The following is a 16689-nucleotide window of genomic DNA, read 5'->3' on the forward strand; positions in this document are numbered from 1 at the left end:
TTGAACGGCCAGGCGCGCTCGCCAAGCGTTCCAAAACCTCAGCGCCGCCGGCGGGCGGCGGCGCAAAAAAACCATTATGAAAATTTCTTTAAGTCAAAGCAATGCACAGCCACAGTGAACTTGTGCCAACGCAAACTCGGCCGCGCCTTAGAACGTGTTTACGATCTCGCAAGCTAAGGCGAGACAAGGCGAAAACAGCTGAGAAAGCGGAATGTACGCGTGGTACATGAGCATTTCGAAGGAGGCACTCATCGCACAATCTCTCTACCGACGCGCAGCAGATCGTCAACAGGTTCTTACAAACGCCGCGCCTCCTGCACCCCGCTCAACTCCATCATCCGCGACAGCACCCGGCTGATGTCCTGCACCTGGCGCACCTCCACGGTGAAACGCATGCGGGCGCGAGTGTCTCGCGACAGGGTGTTGACGCCGATCAGGTTCAGCTTCTCGCGCGACAGCACGTCGGACAGATCGCGCAGCAGGCCGGGCCGGTCCATGGCGATGATTTCGATGTCGATGGGGAAGACGCTGCTGCGCTGGTCGCCCCATTCCGCGGCGATCAGCCGCTCCGGCGCTTCCACCGACAGTTTTTTCAGCGTCAGGCAGCTCGTGCGGTGAATGGAAATGCCGCGCCCCTTGGTGACGAAGCCCATCACCCCGTCCGGCGGCGCCGGCTTGCAGCACTTGGCCAGCACCGTCATCAGATTGTCCACGCCCTCGATCAACACGCCGCCCGCGTCATGGCCGCCCTTGCTGGCCTTGACCAGACTTTCCGGCGCCACGTCCGCCGGCGGCGGCGGCGCGAAGCTGACGATGGCGTTGGACACCACCCGCGTGGTCAGCTCGCCGTGGCCCAGCGCGCCGTACACTTCCTCCAGCTTGTCGTAGCCCAGCTTCTCCGCCAACGCGCCCAGATTGGGCTGCATATGGCTGTGGCGCGCCAGCTCGCGCTCGAACAACATCTTGCCGGTTTCGCGCACGGTGTCGGCGTTGAGCAGGCGGATGTGCTGGCGGATCTTGGAAATGGCGCGATGGCTCTTCACCCAGCCGTCGTGCAGCCAGTTCACCGACGGCCCGCCCTCCTTGGCGGTGATGATCTCCACCCGCTGGCCGTTTTGCAGCGGCGTGGACAAGGGCACGATCTGCCCTTCCACCTTGGCGCCGCGGCAGCGATGGCCCAAATTGGTGTGCACCGAATAGGCGAAATCGATGGGGGTGGCGCCAAACGGCAAGGCCATCACCCGGCCCTGCGGCGTCAGCACATAGATGGTGTCGGCGAACAGCTCGGTCTTAAACGCCTCGGCCAGGCCTTCGCGGTCCGACATCTCCTCGCGCCAGTCCAGCAACTGGCGCAGCCAGGAGATTTTCTCCTCATAGGCCGCGTCGCCCTTGCCGCCCTCCTTGTAGCGCCAATGCGCGGCCACGCCGAACTCGGCGTGCTCGTGCATCTCGAAGGTGCGGATCTGCACCTCCACCGCCTTGTCCTCCGGCCCGATCACCGCGGTGTGCAGGCTGCGGTAATTATTGGCCTTGGGATGGGAGATGTAGTCGTCGAACTCGCCGGGAATCGGCTGCCAGGTGCCGTGAATGATGCCCAGCGCCGTATAGCAGTCCGGCAGCCGCTCCACCAGGATGCGCACCGCGCGGATGTCGTAGAGCTCGGAGAAATCCAGCTTTTTCTTCTTCATCTTCTTCCAGATGGAGAAGATGTGCTTGGGCCGGCCGGCCACTTCCGCCTTGACGCCGGCGTTCTTCAGCTCCGCGCGCAGGGTGTCCAGCAGCCGGTCGATATAGTCGATGCGCTCCAGCCGGCGCTCGTCCAACAGCTTGGCGATGCGCTTGTAGCTGTCCGGCTCGGTATGGCGGAAGCCCAGGTCCTCCAGCTCCCACTTGATCTGCCACACCCCCAGGCGGTTGGCCAGCGGCGCGAACAGATCCAGGGTCTCGGTGGCGATGCGGCGGCGCACCGTCTCGTCCTCCACCTCGGCCAGGTAGTGCATGGTCTGGGTGCGCCAGGCCAGCTTGATCAGCACCACGCGGATGTCGGCCACCATGGCCAGCAGCATCTTGCGCATGGTTTCCGCCTGGCGCGCGCGCTCTTCCGGCGTGGACAGCTTGTCGATGCGCGCCAGCTCGGTGATGCGGCGCACGCCGTTGACCCCCTCCACCAGCACCGCCACCGTGGGATTGAAGGTTTCGCAGAGCCAGGGCTGCCAGTCCTCACGGTAATCCGAAGCGGCGAACATCAAGGTGGCGACGATGGCGTCCGGCAACAGATTCAGATCCGCCACGATGGCGGCGGCGGCCACCGCGTGGCTGAACAAGTCCTCGCCGGTCTGGGCCATGGTCTTGCCGCAGTACAAGGCGCGCGCCTCGTCCAAGGCGCGAGTGAGCATCGCCTGCTCTTCTCCGCTCAGCGAAGAAGACAAGCCCTCCAGCCAGCGTTGCGGATTGGCCGCGTCTGCCAGGGTGTCAGCCATCGAACGAACTACGGAAACCATATCAACCCAGTAACTCAATCAAATCGTGTTTCGACAGCGCTCGGCTACTCGGCCAAACGCAACAACAGCCGGCGCACCGGCGCCGGCACCCCGGCGTCCGGGGCCACGGACAAGGGCAGCCACTGCCCGCTGTCCTCCATCACCGCCTCCGCGCGCAACGCGTCCAAGCGCAGCGGCACCGGCGTAATGATCAATCGGTAATGCGTAAACACATGCTCCAGTTCCGGCCAGGCCGGCAACACGTCGCCGTGGCCGTTGCGCGCCAGCCAGTCCTCGATCTGCAACGAAGTCTCAAACTCCGGCAAGGACAGCAAACCGCCCCAGATGCCGCTGGGCGGCCGCCGCAACAGCCACACCTTGTCGCCATGGGTGGCCAGCAACATCACCGTATGGCGCGTGGGCACCGTCTTCTTCGGCCGCGGCGTCGGCAGCTCGCCGGTGCGGCCCTCGCGCGCCGCCGCGCAGCCGTCCACCATGGGACAGACGGTACAGGCCGGTTTGCCGCGGCTGCACACCGTGGCGCCCAGGTCCATCAAACCTTGAGTGTAGGCGCTCATCAGCGCCGCATCCTGCGGCAGCAACGCTTCGGCCAATCGCCACAAACGCTGTTCCACCGGCTTCTCGCCAGGGAAGCCGTCGATGCCGAAGCAACGGGTCAGCACGCGCTTGACGTTGCCGTCCAGAATGGTTTCCCGCTGGCCGAAAGCGAAAGAAGCAATCGCCGCGGCGGTGGAACGCCCCACGCCGGGCAGGCGCTCCAGTTGCAGGCGCTCGACCGGAAAGCGGCCGCCAAACTCGGCCATCACCATCTGCGCCGCCTTGTGCAGATTGCGCGCCCGGCTGTAATAGCCCAGGCCGCTCCACAAGGCCAGCACGTCCTCCTGCGGCGCGGCGGCCAGCGCCGTCACGTCCGGAAAGCGGGCGAGGAAGCGCGGGTAATATTCCAGCACGCTTTTGACCTGGGTCTGTTGCAGCATGATCTCGGACAGCCAGATCCGGTACGGGTCGCTGACCTGCCACGGCAGATCATGGCGTCCATGCGTTTTTTGCCAGGCGGTCAGGCGCGCGGCGAAGGAGCTGTGCAGCATCGTCTATCATCTTGAATCGAACCGGATATGGTAGCGGAAAGCCTCGCTGTCACCAAGCAGCCTCCGGACAAATAAGTTAAAATCAAAGAATTGCTTAAAAGTCTGCTTACTCAAGGAAGTTCCATGTCCAGTTTCCGTTCCCGCCAGCGTGCCAATATGCGCCGCGAATTCAATAGCCGCGACAATGAGGCCAGTTCGCCGGCAGGCGGAGACAGCCCGGCCGGCAAAAGCCCCGTGATCCAGAAGAAAGCGCCTTCGGCCGACGCCGCGCCGCGCGCGCCCTATTCCGGCCCGCGTCCGGGCAACGCCAAGCCCAATTGGCAAGACCGCGGCCCAGGACAGGGACAAGGCCCGCGCGACGGCGGCAAGCGCGGCCCCTATCAGGGACGCGACCAACAGGCCGGGCGCGACAAGCCGTATGGCAACGACCGCCGGCCGCAAGGCCAGCAGCGCTTTGAGCGCAACGAAGGCCAAGACAGCTTCAATAAGGATCGCTTCAATAAAGAGCGCGGCAACAACTGGCAGCCGCGCAGCTTCGCCCGCGACGGCGAAGAACGCCCGCAAGGCAGCGGCCCCAAGAAGCCCTTCCATCACCGCGAAGACCGCGAACCGCGCGACTACAGCCGCGACCGCGGCCCATCCGGCCGCAAGCCGCTGAACGCCGCCGCGGACGTGGAGCCGGAACGCAAACCGTATAGCCGCGACCGCGGCCCGTCCGGCCGCAAACCGCTGCATCTGGAGCGGGACGGCGAACAAGGCGCGCCGCAGGGCAAGCCGCGCTGGCAGCAACGCGACGGCGAACGCCATGTCGATCAGCCGCGCAAGCCGTTCAATCCTTCCAGCGATCGCGAACAGCGCTTCCGCCGCGACGACGCCGAACAGGCGCCGCGCAAGCCTTGGCAGGAACGCCAGCACAGCGAGCAGCGCGAAGAGGGTCCGCGCAAACTGTTCGGCAAGCCGGCCAATCGCGACAACAACTTCCGCCGCGACGACGCCGAGCAGGCGCCGCGCAAACCGTGGCAAGAACGCCAGCACGGCGACCGCGACCAGCGCTTCCAGCGTGATGACGCCGAACACGCGCCGCGCAAACCGTGGCAAGAACGCCAGCACGGCGACCGCGACCAGCGCTTCCAGCGTGATGACGCCGAACACGCGCCGCGCAAACCCTGGCAGGAACGCCAGCACGGCGACCGCGACAACCGTTTCCGCCGCGACGACGCCGAGCAAGCGCCGCGCAAGCCGTGGCAGGAGCGCGAGCACGGCGACCGCGACAACCGTTTCCGCCGCGACGACGCCGAACACGCGCCGCGCAAACCGTGGCAGGAACGCGAGCACGGCGACCGCGACAACCGTTTCCGCCGCGACGACACCGAACAAGCGCCGCGCAAACTGTTCGGCAAATCCGCCGAACACGACAACCGCAGCCGCCGCGACGACGCCGAAGCAGCGCCGCGCCAGGACCGTCCGCAAGGCGAACCGGCCGAGCGTAGCGAAGGCGGCACGCGCAAGCTGTTCAGCAAGCCGTCCTATCGCGACAACGACGTCCGCCGCGACGACGCCGAACGCGCGCCGCGCCAAAGCTGGCAACAGGAAGAACGCCCGCGCCACGAGCGTCGCGAAGGCGAAGCCCGTCAATTGTTCGGCAAGCCGGGCGCCGGCAGCCTGAAACCGCTGGGCGACCAGCACCGCGTGGAAACCCGCGGCGAGCATCGCCACGCCGACGCGCCGCGTCATGCGCCGTCCGAACGCCAGGCCCCGAGCCTGACCCAGGTGCGCGACAGCGTGCTGTCCTTGTTCGCCCCCTGCCCGCGCGGCCTGGAAGCCATCCTGGCCGACGAGTTGCGCGGCCTGGGCGCGCGCGACATCGCCACCGCCGACGGCGGCGTGGCCTTCGCCGGCGACCGCGATCTGCTGATGGCGGCCAACCTGCACAGCCGCACCGCCAGCCGCGTGCTGCTGCAACTGGCCCAGGGCGGCTACCGCAATGAGCAAGACATCTACCGCCTGGCGATGAATGTGGACTGGCCGCGCTGGTTCGACGTGTCCAACAGCATTAAGCTGAAGACCGACGCCATCCGCTGCCACTTCAAGAGCCTGGACTTCATCTCGCTGAAGGTGAAGGACGCGATCTGCGACCGCTTCCGCCAGGCTCAGCTGGGCCGGCCCAATGTCGACACCCGCCACCCGGACGTGCGCGTCCACGTCTTCCTGACCGAAGACAGCGCCACCATCTACCTGGACACCAGCGGCGAACCGCTGTTCAAGCGCGGCTGGCGCCAGGAAACCGGCGACGCGCCGCTGCGTGAAAACCTGGCCGCCGGCATCCTGATGCTGACCGGCTACAACGGCAGCCAGCCGCTGCTGGACCCGATGTGCGGCAGCGGCACCTTCCTGGTGGAAGCCGCCGACATCGCGCTGAACCGCGCGCCGGGCCGCCAACGCAAATTCGCCTTCCAGAAACTGCGCGGCTTCGATTCCGCCAGTTGGGAAAAACTGCTGCTGGACGCCCAGCACGCGGAAAAACCGCTGGCCAAGCTGGCGATCAACGGCTCCGACCGCGACCAGGCCATCATCAACGTCGCCAAGGACAACCTGGAACGCGCCGGCCTCTCCGGCCTGGTGGAACTGAAGGCGATGGACGTGCTGGACGCCCGCCCCAACGGCGAAAACGGCATCCTGGTGGCCAACCCGCCCTACGGCGTGCGCATGGACGAACTGGACCAGCTGGCCGAGTGGTATCCGCTGCTGGGCGACTGGCTGAAGGCCCACTTCGCCGGCTGGCACGCCAACCTGTTCAGCGGCGACCTGCGCCTGGCCAAGCTGATCCATCTGTCGCCCAAGCGCCGCACCCCGCTGTACAACGGCTCGCTGCAATGCCGGCTGTTCGTCATCAATATGGTGGAAGGCAGCGCCCGCAAGGAAAAACCGGGCGAGCAGGCCGAAGCCATCGAGCAGGACGATCACGCCGCGGAGTAACACCGCGCGCGGACAGCAAAACGGCGAGCCATGGCTCGCCGTTTTTCATGGAGCACTCCAGCGGAGGCCCCAAGATTGAACCATGCGGTGTTTAAGCCGTTTTGAGGTCCATGGCCTCCGCCCGCTCCTCGATCGCCGCCTCCACCCATTCGTTCAAGCTCTTGGACTCGGCCGACGCCGCTGCCGCCGCCATTTCATGCAAGCGCGGCGCAATGCGCACATTGAATTTTCCCGAATAGGTTTTAAGAGGCTGCAGCCCCTTCTCGCGGCATGCGTCCAGATACACGCGCAGCGATATTTCGGCTTCTCGTTTGAGGCTTGCGACATCGCCTGCATAAAAATCCGCTCCGCCGCTCAAGCCCAGAAACTCGCCGCGAAACATGTCGATTTCCGGGTCATAGCTGATCACAGCTCGGTAGCCTTCAATCTGTAGAATATTCTTCATGGTGTCACCCCGTTGGTTTCCAGCCATTTTCTAATTGCGGCCACCGCTCCCTTGTCCGTATCCGGAGAAGGATGGGGCCGATGAAACACCCTCACCACACCGAATAAGGCAACGCAGATATCCCTCCCTTCACGCTCCTCAATCTCAGACCCTATTCACGAACTGCTGCGCGTCGGCGATACGGCGTTGAAACCGGCTTCGAAATGCTCATGTACCAAATGTACATTCCGCTTTCTCAGCCACTTTCGCCTTGTCTCGCTCTAGCTCGCGAGATCGTGAATAGGCTCTACACCCGGCTCCTGAAACAAAGCCTCAATATCGCTCCACCGGATATTGGCGCTGACTGGACGCGTGAAGATCAACTGCAAGGTGATCAAGTGTTTTCGTTTCACACTCAATTGGTACCATAAATCAGTACCAAAATCAATATCATCGGATAAGACCGACAACACAGCACAGCTGGACGCTGCCGCTTGACCCCACCCAGCCCATCGGCAACAATCGCCGCGTGCCGTTTCACTTAACGGCGCTGGGTGTGAGAGCCCATATAAAGGAAAAAGGGGGATGCCACTGTGTAACAGTCGCGTCCGAAACGCTATTGCCTTGCCATCCGGCGGGCCGTGGCGGGGAGGCCTTAACGGCCTACCGGTTTCCTTTTTCCCGGTCTCTCAACCTCGTCACGCGCCTGCCAGCCCGTTTGAGAGCGAGCCCGCAGGCGGACCACGAAAAAGGAGCGTTCCCCATGTTGGTTCTACCCTTGTTCAGCTATCCCCCGCCCGCGACACGCCGGCCCGCGCCCCGCTTCCGGAGGCTCAGCCATGAATCCCGTCCCCAGCCTCATCGAACTAGACCGCCTGATCCAGCAGCTGCACGCGCAGCGCCTCTGCGAACCCGAACTGGAACGGCTGGCGCAATGCAGCCGACACGTCCACGACATCTGTCACACCGCCTCGCTGGAGTTGGGCCAGATCAGCAGCGCGCTGGCCGGGCTGCTGACGCTGCTGGACCAGTCCGAGATCGAGCATCTGGCGCGCGAGCAGATGTATTGTCTGCTCGAGCCCTTCGCTCGTCGTTTGCAACAGGCTTATGAAGCCTTGCAGGAACTGAGCTGATCTCGTCAACGCCCGCCAGCCCCGCCTGGCGGGCAGACTGAGGCGGCAAGCCAAACGAATAAAACCGTCGCAATCCGGACTAACCCATTCGGCATCGCCGTGAGATAATCCCGCCCGGACGCGCGCTTAAAAATCCAGAGCCTTACGCACAGGGCCTGCGCGCCATTGACACCACTCAACGCTGCAAGCACACACCATGCAAACCTCTTTCCTGTCCGCCACCGTCCTGCTGATCCTGATCACCGATCCGCTGGGCAATATTCCGCTGTTCATCGCCGCGCTCAAGCAGGTCAAGCCGGAACGCCGCCGCCGCGTGGTCTACCGCGAATGCCTGATCGCCTTCCTGGTGCTGTCCGCCTTCATGTTCTTTGGCCGCAACTTCCTGGACCTGATGCATCTGACCGATGATTCGATGCGGGTGGCCGGCGGCGTCATCCTGTTCCTGATCGCCATCAAGATGATCTTCCCCGGCGAGGGCAGCGTGTTCGGCGGCGACAAGATGCACGGCGAGCCCTTCATCGTGCCGATCGCCGTGCCGCTGATCGCCGGCCCGTCGGCAATGGCCACCGTGCTACTGATGTCCACCCGCGAACCGGAACGGATGCTGGAATGGCTGGGGGCGCTGACCATCTGCATGCTGGTGACGCTGTTGGTGTTTCTCTTCTCCGGCAAGCTGCAAAAGCTGCTGGGCGAGCAGGCGATCACCGCGCTGGAGCGGCTGATGGGCCTGGTGCTGACCGCGATCTCGATCGAGATGCTGCTGGGCGGCGTGGCGTCCTACATCAAACAATTCCACTGAGCTTCGCGCTCCTAGGCGGCCCAGCCTAACGGTAATGTTTGCGCAGCGCGTCCACCACGCCGTCACGCTGCATATTGAGCAGCGTCTTGTTGAGCTTCAGCACGATGCGCTCATCCATTCCCGGGTTGCAGGCCAGATACATCTGCACCGTGTTGAAGCTGAACAGCAGTCGGATGGGCAGCCGGTTGGCGGAGGCGATGTAGGCGCCGCTGAACTCGCCGCTGGCCCAAAAGTCGATATGGCCGGCCACCAGCTTTCTGGCGTTCAAATCGTCCGCTCTCGCCAGCTCCAGCTTGAAACCCAGATCGGCCAGATACTGCGACATCCCCGAGCCCTTGTAGCTGCCTATGGTGAAGCCGCGCGCGTCGTCCAGCGCGGCCACCCCCGCCGGGCTGTGAGGGCCGGCGAACAGGCTCCAGGAGTTGCTGACCAGCGGCCCCACCCATTTGAACTGACTCTCCCGGCTGGGCGTGCGCGAAGTCGAGTAAACGCAGCTATTGTCTTCCTGCTGGGCGATGGCGTAGGCGCGCAGCCAGGGCAGCAACTCCATGCTGTACGGGATGCCCGCGCGCTGGAACATTTCGCGCAGGATGTCGGTGGACAAGCCGCCGATCTTGCCCTCCTCCAGCGCGATGTTGAACGGCGGGTAATCCTCGGTCAGCAAACGGATGCGGGGCGATGTCGACTCCGCCCGGCCGCAGACGGCGAGCGCGCCCAGCAACAGGGCGGCGTGGACAAAGGCGAGCTTCATGGCGGCATACCTCCCGCGGAATTCTGACGACGCGTCTTACCAAGCATAGAAGCTGACGGCTGGCCAACAGCGGCGATTTACTTCGTGTTGGGGTTATCCCGCATAGGGATATCGGCAATTCGTCCCCGCGCTTCCTCTTGCTAGCATCCGCAATCATGGGCCGTTAAGAGCCCGCTTTTGATTGCATAACAACTTCGGCCCGCCCCGAGCCGAAGTCAGACAACGCTACAGGGACCGCGATGCAGACCAAAACCCCCCTCTACCAGCGCCTTTATTTCCAGGTGCTGCTGGCCATTTTCCTCGGCGTGATGCTCGGCGCCTTCGTTCCCGACCTGGGCGCGAAGATGAAACCGCTGGGCGACGCCTTCATCAAACTGATCAAGATGATGATCGCCCCCATCATCTTCGCCACCGTGGTGGTGGGCATCGCCAAGATGGGCGATATGAAGGAAGTGGGCCGCGTGGGCGTGAAAGCGCTGTTCTACTTTGAAGCCGTCACCACGCTGGCGCTGGTGATCGGCCTGGTGGTGGTCAATGTGCTCAAGCCCGGCGCCGGCCTCAATGTGGACCCGAGCACGCTGGACGCGCACTCGGTGGCCAAGTACGCGGCCAACGCCAAGGAAATGAGCAGCATTGATTTCCTGATGCACATCATTCCGGATACGGTGGTGGGCGCGTTCGCCAACGGCGAAATCCTGCAAGTGCTGACCTTCTCGGTGCTGCTGGGCCTGGCGCTGACCAAGATGGGCGATAACGGCAAGACCATCGTCCACATTCTGGACGAGTTCTCCCATGCTTTGTTCGGCGTGATCAATATGCTGATGAAGCTGGCCCCCATCGGCGCCTTCGGCGCGATGGCCTTCACCATCGGCAAATACGGCGTGGGTTCGCTGAAACAGCTGGGTTTCCTGATGCTCTGCGTCTACCTGACCTGTTTCGCCTTCGTGTTCGTGGTGCTGGGCACCATCGCCAAGCTCAACGGCTTCAGCCTGTGGCGCTTCCTGATTTACATCAAGGAGGAGTTGCTGCTGGTATTGGGCACGTCTTCATCCGAGTCCGCGCTGCCGGGCATCATGAAGAAGCTGGAAAACCTGGGCTGCTCCAAACCGGTGGTGGGCATGGTGATTCCCACCGGCTACTCCTTCAATCTGGACGGCACCTCCATCTATCTGACCATGGCCGCCATCTTCATCGCCCAAGCCACCAATGTGGAGCTGACGCTGGCGGAGGAGCTGGGCCTGCTCGGCGTGCTGCTGCTCACGTCCAAGGGCGCGGCGGCGGTGACCGGCGGCGGCTTCATCACCCTGGCCGCCACGCTGGCCACGCTGGGCGGCAAGCTGCCGGTATCCGGCCTGGCGCTGCTGATCGGCATCGACCGCTTCATGTCCGAGGCCCGCGCCATCACCAATCTGATCGGCAACGGCGTGGCCACCATCGTGGTGGCGCGCTGGGAGAAGGCGCTGGACGAAGAACGCATGCGCCGCGTGCTGGCCGGCGAGCCGGTGCTGCCGGAGGAGCCGGCCGTCGCGCCGCTGCCGGCGCAACTGGCCGCCGCGGAAGCCGCCCGGTCCTAAGCTTTTGTTTTCCCAGCCCTTACAGCCTGCGTTCGCGCAGGCTTTTTTTATGCTCTTAGCACAGCGGCGGCTTGATTTTGCCGCTGCGTGGTCCACGATAGAAGCATGGGCATTGGGAGACGAGAATGAGCGACTTCATGTTGCAATACGGCGATGAGCTGTTGCCGGTGGAGGGGGACTTTCCCGAAGTGGGCGCCTATCTGCCCAGCTTCATGCTGGTGGGCGACGGCAAGCAGGACGTGTCGCTGGAAGGCCTGGGCGGCGTGCCCAAGCTGATTTTGACCCTGCTGTCGCTGGACGAATACGAGCATGGCGGCCAATACCTGCTGCAGGAGACGCGGCGTTTCCTGGAGCGCTGGCCGCAAATCAGCCTGGCGGTGATCACCGTGGATTCGCCGTCTTCGCTGGCGCGGGCCCGGCGCGAGCACGGCCTGCCCCACGTCACCCTGCTGTCCACGCTGCGCGGCCGCGATTTCCACAAACATTACGGGGTGCTGATCCGCGAATATCCGCTCAGCGGCTACACCGCGCCCGCCCTGCTGCTGGCCGACGGCAGCAACACCATTCATTACGCCGAGCGGCTGCGCAACACCCAGGATCTGTTCGACTTCGACAAGATCAACCACTTGCTGCGCGAAGCCGAGGAACAGGCGCTGGAGGCGCAGCAGGAACTGGAGCATGAGGAGCAGTTGAAGGACGAAGGGCCGTCACAGTAAGCCCCCAATAACGACACGGGCCCGGCCTGCTTGCGCAGCGCCGGGCCCGTTCGCGTTGCAGGGGGACAACGGTTTACGGCAGCACTTCCACCAGCTTGGCGTCCACCTTGGTCGACGTCAGTTCCTTGTCCACTTCGCCGACGATGCGCAGCTTGCTGTTCTGGTCGATCTTTTGCGCCGGCAGGCGTTTCTGGCTGATCTTCACCGTCATGGTGCCGGTGGCGTCGCGGAATTCGTAACGCTTGTGGTCGATCTGGCGAACGATCTTGCCTTCCAGGGTGACCGGGGTGTCGTCGGCGGCTTTCTGCGCGGCGGCCACGGTGGTGACGGCGGCCGGCACGCCGGGGCCGGTGAATTCCGCCTGGGCGGCGAAGGGCAGGGACAGCGCGGCGGCGGTGAGCAGAACGGTGATGGTTTTCATGTTTGGACTCCTAGTGTGTTGTCGATGTCTGGATTACAACACGGCAGCCTTAACCGAAACTTAAAGCCAGCTTGTCGCCCAATACGCGCCGGGAAGGCTCCAGATCCACCGCGTAGCCTTGCTTGGCCAATTGCAGCCTATCGCCGTAGTGCCGGCCTTCGGCCTGAATCCGTTGTTCAATCCCTTGCAAGGATTGCTTGAGCGCCGCGCCCAGGCGATCCAGCTTCCCATCCAGCTCCGCGCCTTGGCGATTATTGAATTGCCGGCTGCCCGCGACAATGGCGCCCCAGCGCTGGCAATCGGCGCGCAAAGCGCCCAGATCCGGATACACGCCTTGTTCCAACGCGCGATTGGAGCAGGCGGTCAGCACCTGAGCCAGCGCGGAGGCCTCCTTGGCCGGCCTGGCGTCCAGATAACGCGGGATGACGATGTCCAACGAGGCTTTGACGGGAGTGCTACGAAATAACTGCATGACGGGCTTCCTATTGGCGTTCATGAATCGATGCGCTCAAGCATAGCCCCGCGTCCGCGCCCGCCGCTTGCAAGAAGCGCCGGACAAAACAAAACCGCCCGGCAAGCGGGCGGTTTGAAAGCGGTGAAACAGGGATTAGCTGTTCAGTTCACGCGCCAGGTACAGCCAGGTTTCCACCACGGTGTCCGGGTTCAGGGACACGGTTTCGATCCCCTCTTCCACCAGCCACTTGGCGAAGTCCGGATGGTCCGACGGGCCTTGGCCGCAGATGCCGATGTACTTGCCCTGCTTGCGGCAGGCCTGGATCGCCATGTGCAGCATGACCTTGACCGCTTCGTTGCGCTCGTCGAAGGTGGAGGCGATCGGGCCGCCGGAGTCGCGGTCCACGCCCAGCGTCAGCTGGGTCATGTCGTTGGAGCCGATGGAGAAGCCGTCGAAATGCTGCAGGAACTTGTCGGCCAACACGGCGTTGGTCGGCAGTTCGCACATCATGATCAGGCGCAGGCCGTTTTCGCCGCGCTTGAGGCCGTTGGCGGCCAGGATCTCCACCACTTGCTCGGCTTCGGACAGGGTGCGCACAAAGGGAATCATCACTTCCACATTGGTCAGACCCATCACGTCGCGCACTTTCTTGATGGCGCGGCATTCCAGTTCAAAGCAATCGCGGAAGGATTCGGCCACATAGCGGGCGGCGCCGCGGAAGCCGATCATCGGGTTTTCTTCGTGCGGCTCGTACAGCTGGCCGCCGATCAGGTTGGCGTACTCGTTCGACTTGAAGTCGGACATGCGCACGATGACCTTTTTCGGATAGAAAGCCGCGGCCAGGGTGGACACGCCTTCGGCGATCTTGTCCACGTAGAAGTCCACCGGGCTGGCGTAACCGGCAATGCGGTCGCTGATGGTGGCTTTCAGATCCGCCGGCAGCTTGTCGAACTCCAACAGCGCTTTCGGGTGGATGCCGATCTGACGGTTGATCACGAACTCCATGCGCGCCAGGCCCACGCCTTCGTTCGGCAGCTGCGCGAAGTCGAAAGCCAGTTCCGGATTGCCCACGTTCATCATGATCTTGACCGGGGCCTTGGGCATCTTGTCCAGTTCCAGGTCGATCACTTCCACGTCCAGCAGGCCGTCGTAGATATTGCCGGTGTCGCCTTCGGCGCAGGACACGGTCACCTGCATGCCTTCGGACAGCACCTGGGTGGCGTCGCCGCAGCCCACCACGGCCGGGATGCCCAGCTCGCGCGCGATGATGGCCGCGTGGCAGGTGCGGCCGCCGCGGTTGGTGACGATGGCGGCGGCGCGTTTCATTACCGGTTCCCAATCCGGGTCGGTCATGTCGGTCACCAGCACGTCGCCCGGCTTGACGCGGTCCATCTCGGACGCGTCCTTGATGGTGCGCACCACGCCCTGGCCGATCTTCTGACCAATGGCGCGACCTTCGCACAGCACTTGCGATTTGCTGTTCAGGCGATAGCGGCGCAGGGTGTCCTTGCGGTCTTCCTGCGACTTCACCGTTTCCGGACGCGCCTGCAGGATGTAGAGCTTGCCGTCGTGGCCGTCGCGGCCCCATTCGATGTCCATCGGACGGCCATAGTGCTTCTCGATGATCAGCGCGTATTCGGCCAGTTCAGCCACTTCGGCGTCGCTGATGGAGAATTGCTGGCGCTCCGCCGGGGACACGTCCACGGTCTTGACCGAGCGGCCGGCTTGCGAGGCGTCGGTGAACTCCATCTTGATCAGCTTGGAGCCCATGGTCTTGCGCAGCACCGCCGGACGGCCGGCTTTCAGCGTCGGCTTGTGCACATAGAATTCGTCGGGGTTTACCGCGCCCTGCACCACGGTTTCGCCCAGGCCGTAGGACGCGGTGATGAACACCACGTCGTCAAAGCCGGATTCGGTGTCGATGGTGAACATCACGCCGGCCGCGCCGCAGTCGGAACGCACCATGCGCTGCACGCCGGCGGACAAAGCCACTACGTCGTGCTCAAAGCCTTTGTGCACGCGGTAGGAAATGGCGCGGTCGTTATAGAGGGAGGCGAAAACGTGTTTCATCGCATCCTTGACATTGTCAAGGCCGCGGATATTCAGGAAGGTTTCTTGCTGGCCTGCGAACGAGGCGTCGGGGAGGTCTTCTGCGGTGGCGGAGGAACGGACTGCAACGGAGATGTCGGCGCCGCCGGCATCGGCCACCATCTGATCCCAGGCCTCTTTGATATCGGCGTCAAGCTTGGCGGGGAACGGGGTATCGATGATCCATTGCCGGATTTCCTTGCCGATTCGGGCCAGTTCGCTGACATCGTCGATGTCCAGCTTGGCCAGCGCGGCGCTGATCTTTTCGGCCAGGCCGTTGTGCTGCAGAAAATCCCGGTAAGCCTGCGCCGTGGTGGCAAAGCCCCCGGGACGCGAACCCCGGAGCCAGCCAGTTGGCTGATCATTTCACCAAGGGAGGCGTTCTTGCCGCCTACCTGCTCCACATCGGTCATGCGCAGTTTCTCGAACCAGATGACGTAGTTCTCAGCCATCACTTCACTTCCTGTGTTGGATTGGGACGATAGGGCCGCATTCTAGCCGAATTACGTGCCAGATGCGTAGCGTCTTTTGCAGCGCAACACGGGTTTTCGGCCGAACGAGGACAAGCATTGCAACAGAATCAATAAGTTGACGGACATTCCTGATGAAAATGATTGTCAAAACCGTGTAATTTACGCACTACATGATTGGCCGGCTCTCGCCGCGGGTTTCTTCGCGGCCTTTCAGAGTATAGAATCCCTTGAACCCCGGGCGCCCCAGCAATGCGCGGCAGGCGCGGTTCCGGCCTCGTTCACTCGCAATACAGGTGTTTGCATGCCCCACCATCTCCGCTCCGCCTTCTTCGTTTCCGATCGCACCGGCATCACCGCCGAATCGCTGGGGCACACGCTGCTGACCCAGTTCGACACTGTGGAATTCAAGCGCGAGACCATTCCCTTCGTCGACACCGTGGAAAAGGCGCAGGCGCTGGCCGAGGTCATCCGCCAGGTGTCGGAAACCGATCACCTGAAGCCGCTGGTGTTCACCAGCATCATCAACCCGGACGTGCGCAGCGCGCTGCAGGTTGAGAACGCGGTGATGATAGATTTCTTCGATACCTTCATCGGCCAGTTGGAGCAGGAAATCGGCCAGCGCGCCTCGCTGAGCGTGGGCAAGGCCCACGGCATGGTCAACGAGGAGAAGTACGATCACCGCATCGAGGCGGTCAACTTCTCGCTGAACCACGACGACGGCGTCAAATTGAAGGATCTGCACGAGGCGGACGTGATCCTGGTGGGCGTGTCCCGTTCCGGCAAGACGCCGACCTGCCTGTATCTGGCGCTGCAATACGGCATCCGCGCCGCCAACTACCCGCTGACGCCGGAAGACCTGGGCAGCCCGACCTTGCCCAAGCTGCTGCTGCCGTTCAAGGACAAGATCTTCGGCCTGACCATCGATCCGGCGCGCTTGCATCACATCCGCTCCGAGCGCCGGCCGGACTCCAAATACGCCAGCATGGACAATTGCCGCCGCGAGGTGAACGAGGCCGAATCCATGTTCCGCCACCACGGCGTGCCCTTCATCAGCACCACCCACAAGTCCATCGAGGAAATCGCCTCCACCATCATGCATAAGGCGGCGCTGGGCCGACGCTTCTAAGCACCTGTTCACTGCCTGCCGCGCTTCGTGAGACGCGGCGCGGTGGGCGCCGCTTCGAAATGCTCACGTAGCACCTATCCATTCCGCTCCCTCAGCGGTTTTCCCTTGTCTCGCTCTTGCTCGCGGGACTTTGAACCGACGCTAAGCCCAGCCTTCAAGCCCCGA

At 63.4% G+C, this 16689-nt stretch carries 12 protein-coding genes and 1 pseudogene; 6 read left to right on the top strand and 7 right to left on the bottom strand.

Translation table 11 applies throughout. The features are described from left to right. Positions 1 to 296 precede the first annotated feature (296 nt). Both HQN78_RS14140 and mutY read right to left on the bottom strand, forming a co-directional pair. Positions 297 to 2501 carry a bifunctional (p)ppGpp synthetase/guanosine-3',5'-bis(diphosphate) 3'-pyrophosphohydrolase gene (locus HQN78_RS14140; protein ID WP_107798131.1) on the bottom strand — a complete coding sequence of 735 codons (2205 nt, stop codon included), beginning with the start codon at positions 2499 to 2501 and terminating at the stop codon, positions 297 to 299. 44 nt (positions 2502 to 2545) lie between these two features. Beyond that, the gene (gene mutY / locus HQN78_RS14145) at positions 2546 to 3586 is read right to left on the bottom strand and encodes an A/G-specific adenine glycosylase (protein WP_235089813.1); all 1041 of its coding nucleotides are present in this window, start codon (positions 3584 to 3586) and stop codon (positions 2546 to 2548) included. A gap of 126 nt (positions 3587 to 3712) precedes the next feature. Here mutY and HQN78_RS25885 point away from each other — a divergent pair, with 126 nt between their 5' ends. Next, positions 3713 to 6565 (top strand): THUMP domain-containing protein, encoded by a 2853-nt coding sequence (locus HQN78_RS25885; RefSeq protein ID WP_370646545.1) that lies wholly within the window; start codon positions 3713 to 3715, stop codon positions 6563 to 6565. A 91-nt stretch (positions 6566 to 6656) separates the two neighbouring features. On the opposite strand, the gene HQN78_RS14155 is transcribed toward HQN78_RS25885, so the two are convergent. Next, positions 6657 to 7010, bottom strand: a complete 354-nt coding sequence (locus HQN78_RS14155; RefSeq protein ID WP_081544270.1) for a type II toxin-antitoxin system HicB family antitoxin — start codon at positions 7008 to 7010, stop codon at positions 6657 to 6659. Positions 7011 to 7828: 818 nt separating this feature from the next. Between HQN78_RS14155 and HQN78_RS14160 the strand changes: the two genes are divergently transcribed. Both HQN78_RS14160 and HQN78_RS14165 read left to right on the top strand, forming a co-directional pair. Further along, positions 7829 to 8122, top strand: coding sequence for a DUF1484 family protein (locus HQN78_RS14160; RefSeq protein WP_158274225.1), 294 nt, complete (start codon positions 7829 to 7831; stop codon positions 8120 to 8122). A gap of 196 nt (positions 8123 to 8318) precedes the next feature. Then, on the top strand, positions 8319 to 8921 hold the full coding sequence (locus tag HQN78_RS14165) for a MarC family protein (protein WP_019100349.1): 603 nt from the start codon (positions 8319 to 8321) through the stop codon (positions 8919 to 8921). Positions 8922 to 8946: 25 nt separating this feature from the next. Here HQN78_RS14165 and HQN78_RS14170 read toward each other — a convergent pair whose 3' ends face one another. Then, entirely contained in the window at positions 8947 to 9672 is a 726-nt protein-coding gene (locus tag HQN78_RS14170; RefSeq protein WP_107798129.1) for an ABC transporter substrate-binding protein, read from the bottom strand. 239 nt (positions 9673 to 9911) lie between these two features. Here HQN78_RS14170 and HQN78_RS14175 point away from each other — a divergent pair, with 239 nt between their 5' ends. After that, positions 9912 to 11246: a dicarboxylate/amino acid:cation symporter gene (locus tag HQN78_RS14175; protein WP_227106888.1), complete on the top strand. Its 1335-nt coding sequence runs from the start codon at positions 9912 to 9914 to the stop codon at positions 11244 to 11246. A 125-nt stretch (positions 11247 to 11371) separates the two neighbouring features. Next, a complete protein-coding gene (locus HQN78_RS14180; RefSeq protein WP_199225794.1) occupies positions 11372 to 11962 on the top strand; it encodes a thiol peroxidase in 591 nt (196 codons plus the stop codon). A 73-nt stretch (positions 11963 to 12035) separates the two neighbouring features. Here HQN78_RS14180 and HQN78_RS14185 read toward each other — a convergent pair whose 3' ends face one another. From HQN78_RS14185 to ppsA, 3 genes and pseudogenes are all read right to left on the bottom strand, one after another. After that, on the bottom strand, positions 12036 to 12383 hold the full coding sequence (locus HQN78_RS14185; RefSeq protein ID WP_235084381.1) for a NirD/YgiW/YdeI family stress tolerance protein: 348 nt from the start codon (positions 12381 to 12383) through the stop codon (positions 12036 to 12038). A gap of 49 nt (positions 12384 to 12432) precedes the next feature. Then, a complete protein-coding gene (locus tag HQN78_RS14190) occupies positions 12433 to 12855 on the bottom strand; it encodes a hypothetical protein (protein WP_146176563.1) in 423 nt (140 codons plus the stop codon). Between the two features lie 135 nt (positions 12856 to 12990). Continuing rightward, positions 12991 to 15377 (bottom strand): annotated as a pseudogene (gene ppsA / locus HQN78_RS14195) (phosphoenolpyruvate synthase). Between the two features lie 322 nt (positions 15378 to 15699). On the opposite strand from ppsA, the gene HQN78_RS14200 reads away from it, so the two are divergent. Then, a complete protein-coding gene (locus tag HQN78_RS14200) occupies positions 15700 to 16524 on the top strand; it encodes a pyruvate, water dikinase regulatory protein (protein WP_048415701.1) in 825 nt (274 codons plus the stop codon). Positions 16525 to 16689 lie beyond the last annotated feature (165 nt).

Origin of the sequence: Chromobacterium sp. Beijing, assembly GCF_021496765.1 — a bacterium.
Classification (GTDB): domain Bacteria; phylum Pseudomonadota; class Gammaproteobacteria; order Burkholderiales; family Chromobacteriaceae; genus Chromobacterium.

Coding starts and splice junctions, on each gene's coding strand:
- HQN78_RS14140 (WP_107798131.1), bottom strand. CDS start 2,501: ATGGTTTCCGTAGTTCGTTCGATGGCTGACACCCTGGCAGACGCGGCC.
- HQN78_RS25885 (WP_370646545.1), top strand. CDS start 3,713: ATGTCCAGTTTCCGTTCCCGCCAGCGTGCCAATATGCGCCGCGAATTC.
- HQN78_RS14155 (WP_081544270.1), bottom strand. CDS start 7,010: ATGAAGAATATTCTACAGATTGAAGGCTACCGAGCTGTGATCAGCTAT.
- HQN78_RS14160 (WP_158274225.1), top strand. CDS start 7,829: ATGAATCCCGTCCCCAGCCTCATCGAACTAGACCGCCTGATCCAGCAG.
- HQN78_RS14165 (WP_019100349.1), top strand. CDS start 8,319: ATGCAAACCTCTTTCCTGTCCGCCACCGTCCTGCTGATCCTGATCACC.
- HQN78_RS14170 (WP_107798129.1), bottom strand. CDS start 9,672: ATGAAGCTCGCCTTTGTCCACGCCGCCCTGTTGCTGGGCGCGCTCGCC.
- HQN78_RS14175 (WP_227106888.1), top strand. CDS start 9,912: ATGCAGACCAAAACCCCCCTCTACCAGCGCCTTTATTTCCAGGTGCTG.
- HQN78_RS14180 (WP_199225794.1), top strand. CDS start 11,372: ATGAGCGACTTCATGTTGCAATACGGCGATGAGCTGTTGCCGGTGGAG.
- HQN78_RS14185 (WP_235084381.1), bottom strand. CDS start 12,383: ATGAAAACCATCACCGTTCTGCTCACCGCCGCCGCGCTGTCCCTGCCC.
- HQN78_RS14190 (WP_146176563.1), bottom strand. CDS start 12,855: ATGCAGTTATTTCGTAGCACTCCCGTCAAAGCCTCGTTGGACATCGTC.
- HQN78_RS14200 (WP_048415701.1), top strand. CDS start 15,700: ATGCCCCACCATCTCCGCTCCGCCTTCTTCGTTTCCGATCGCACCGGC.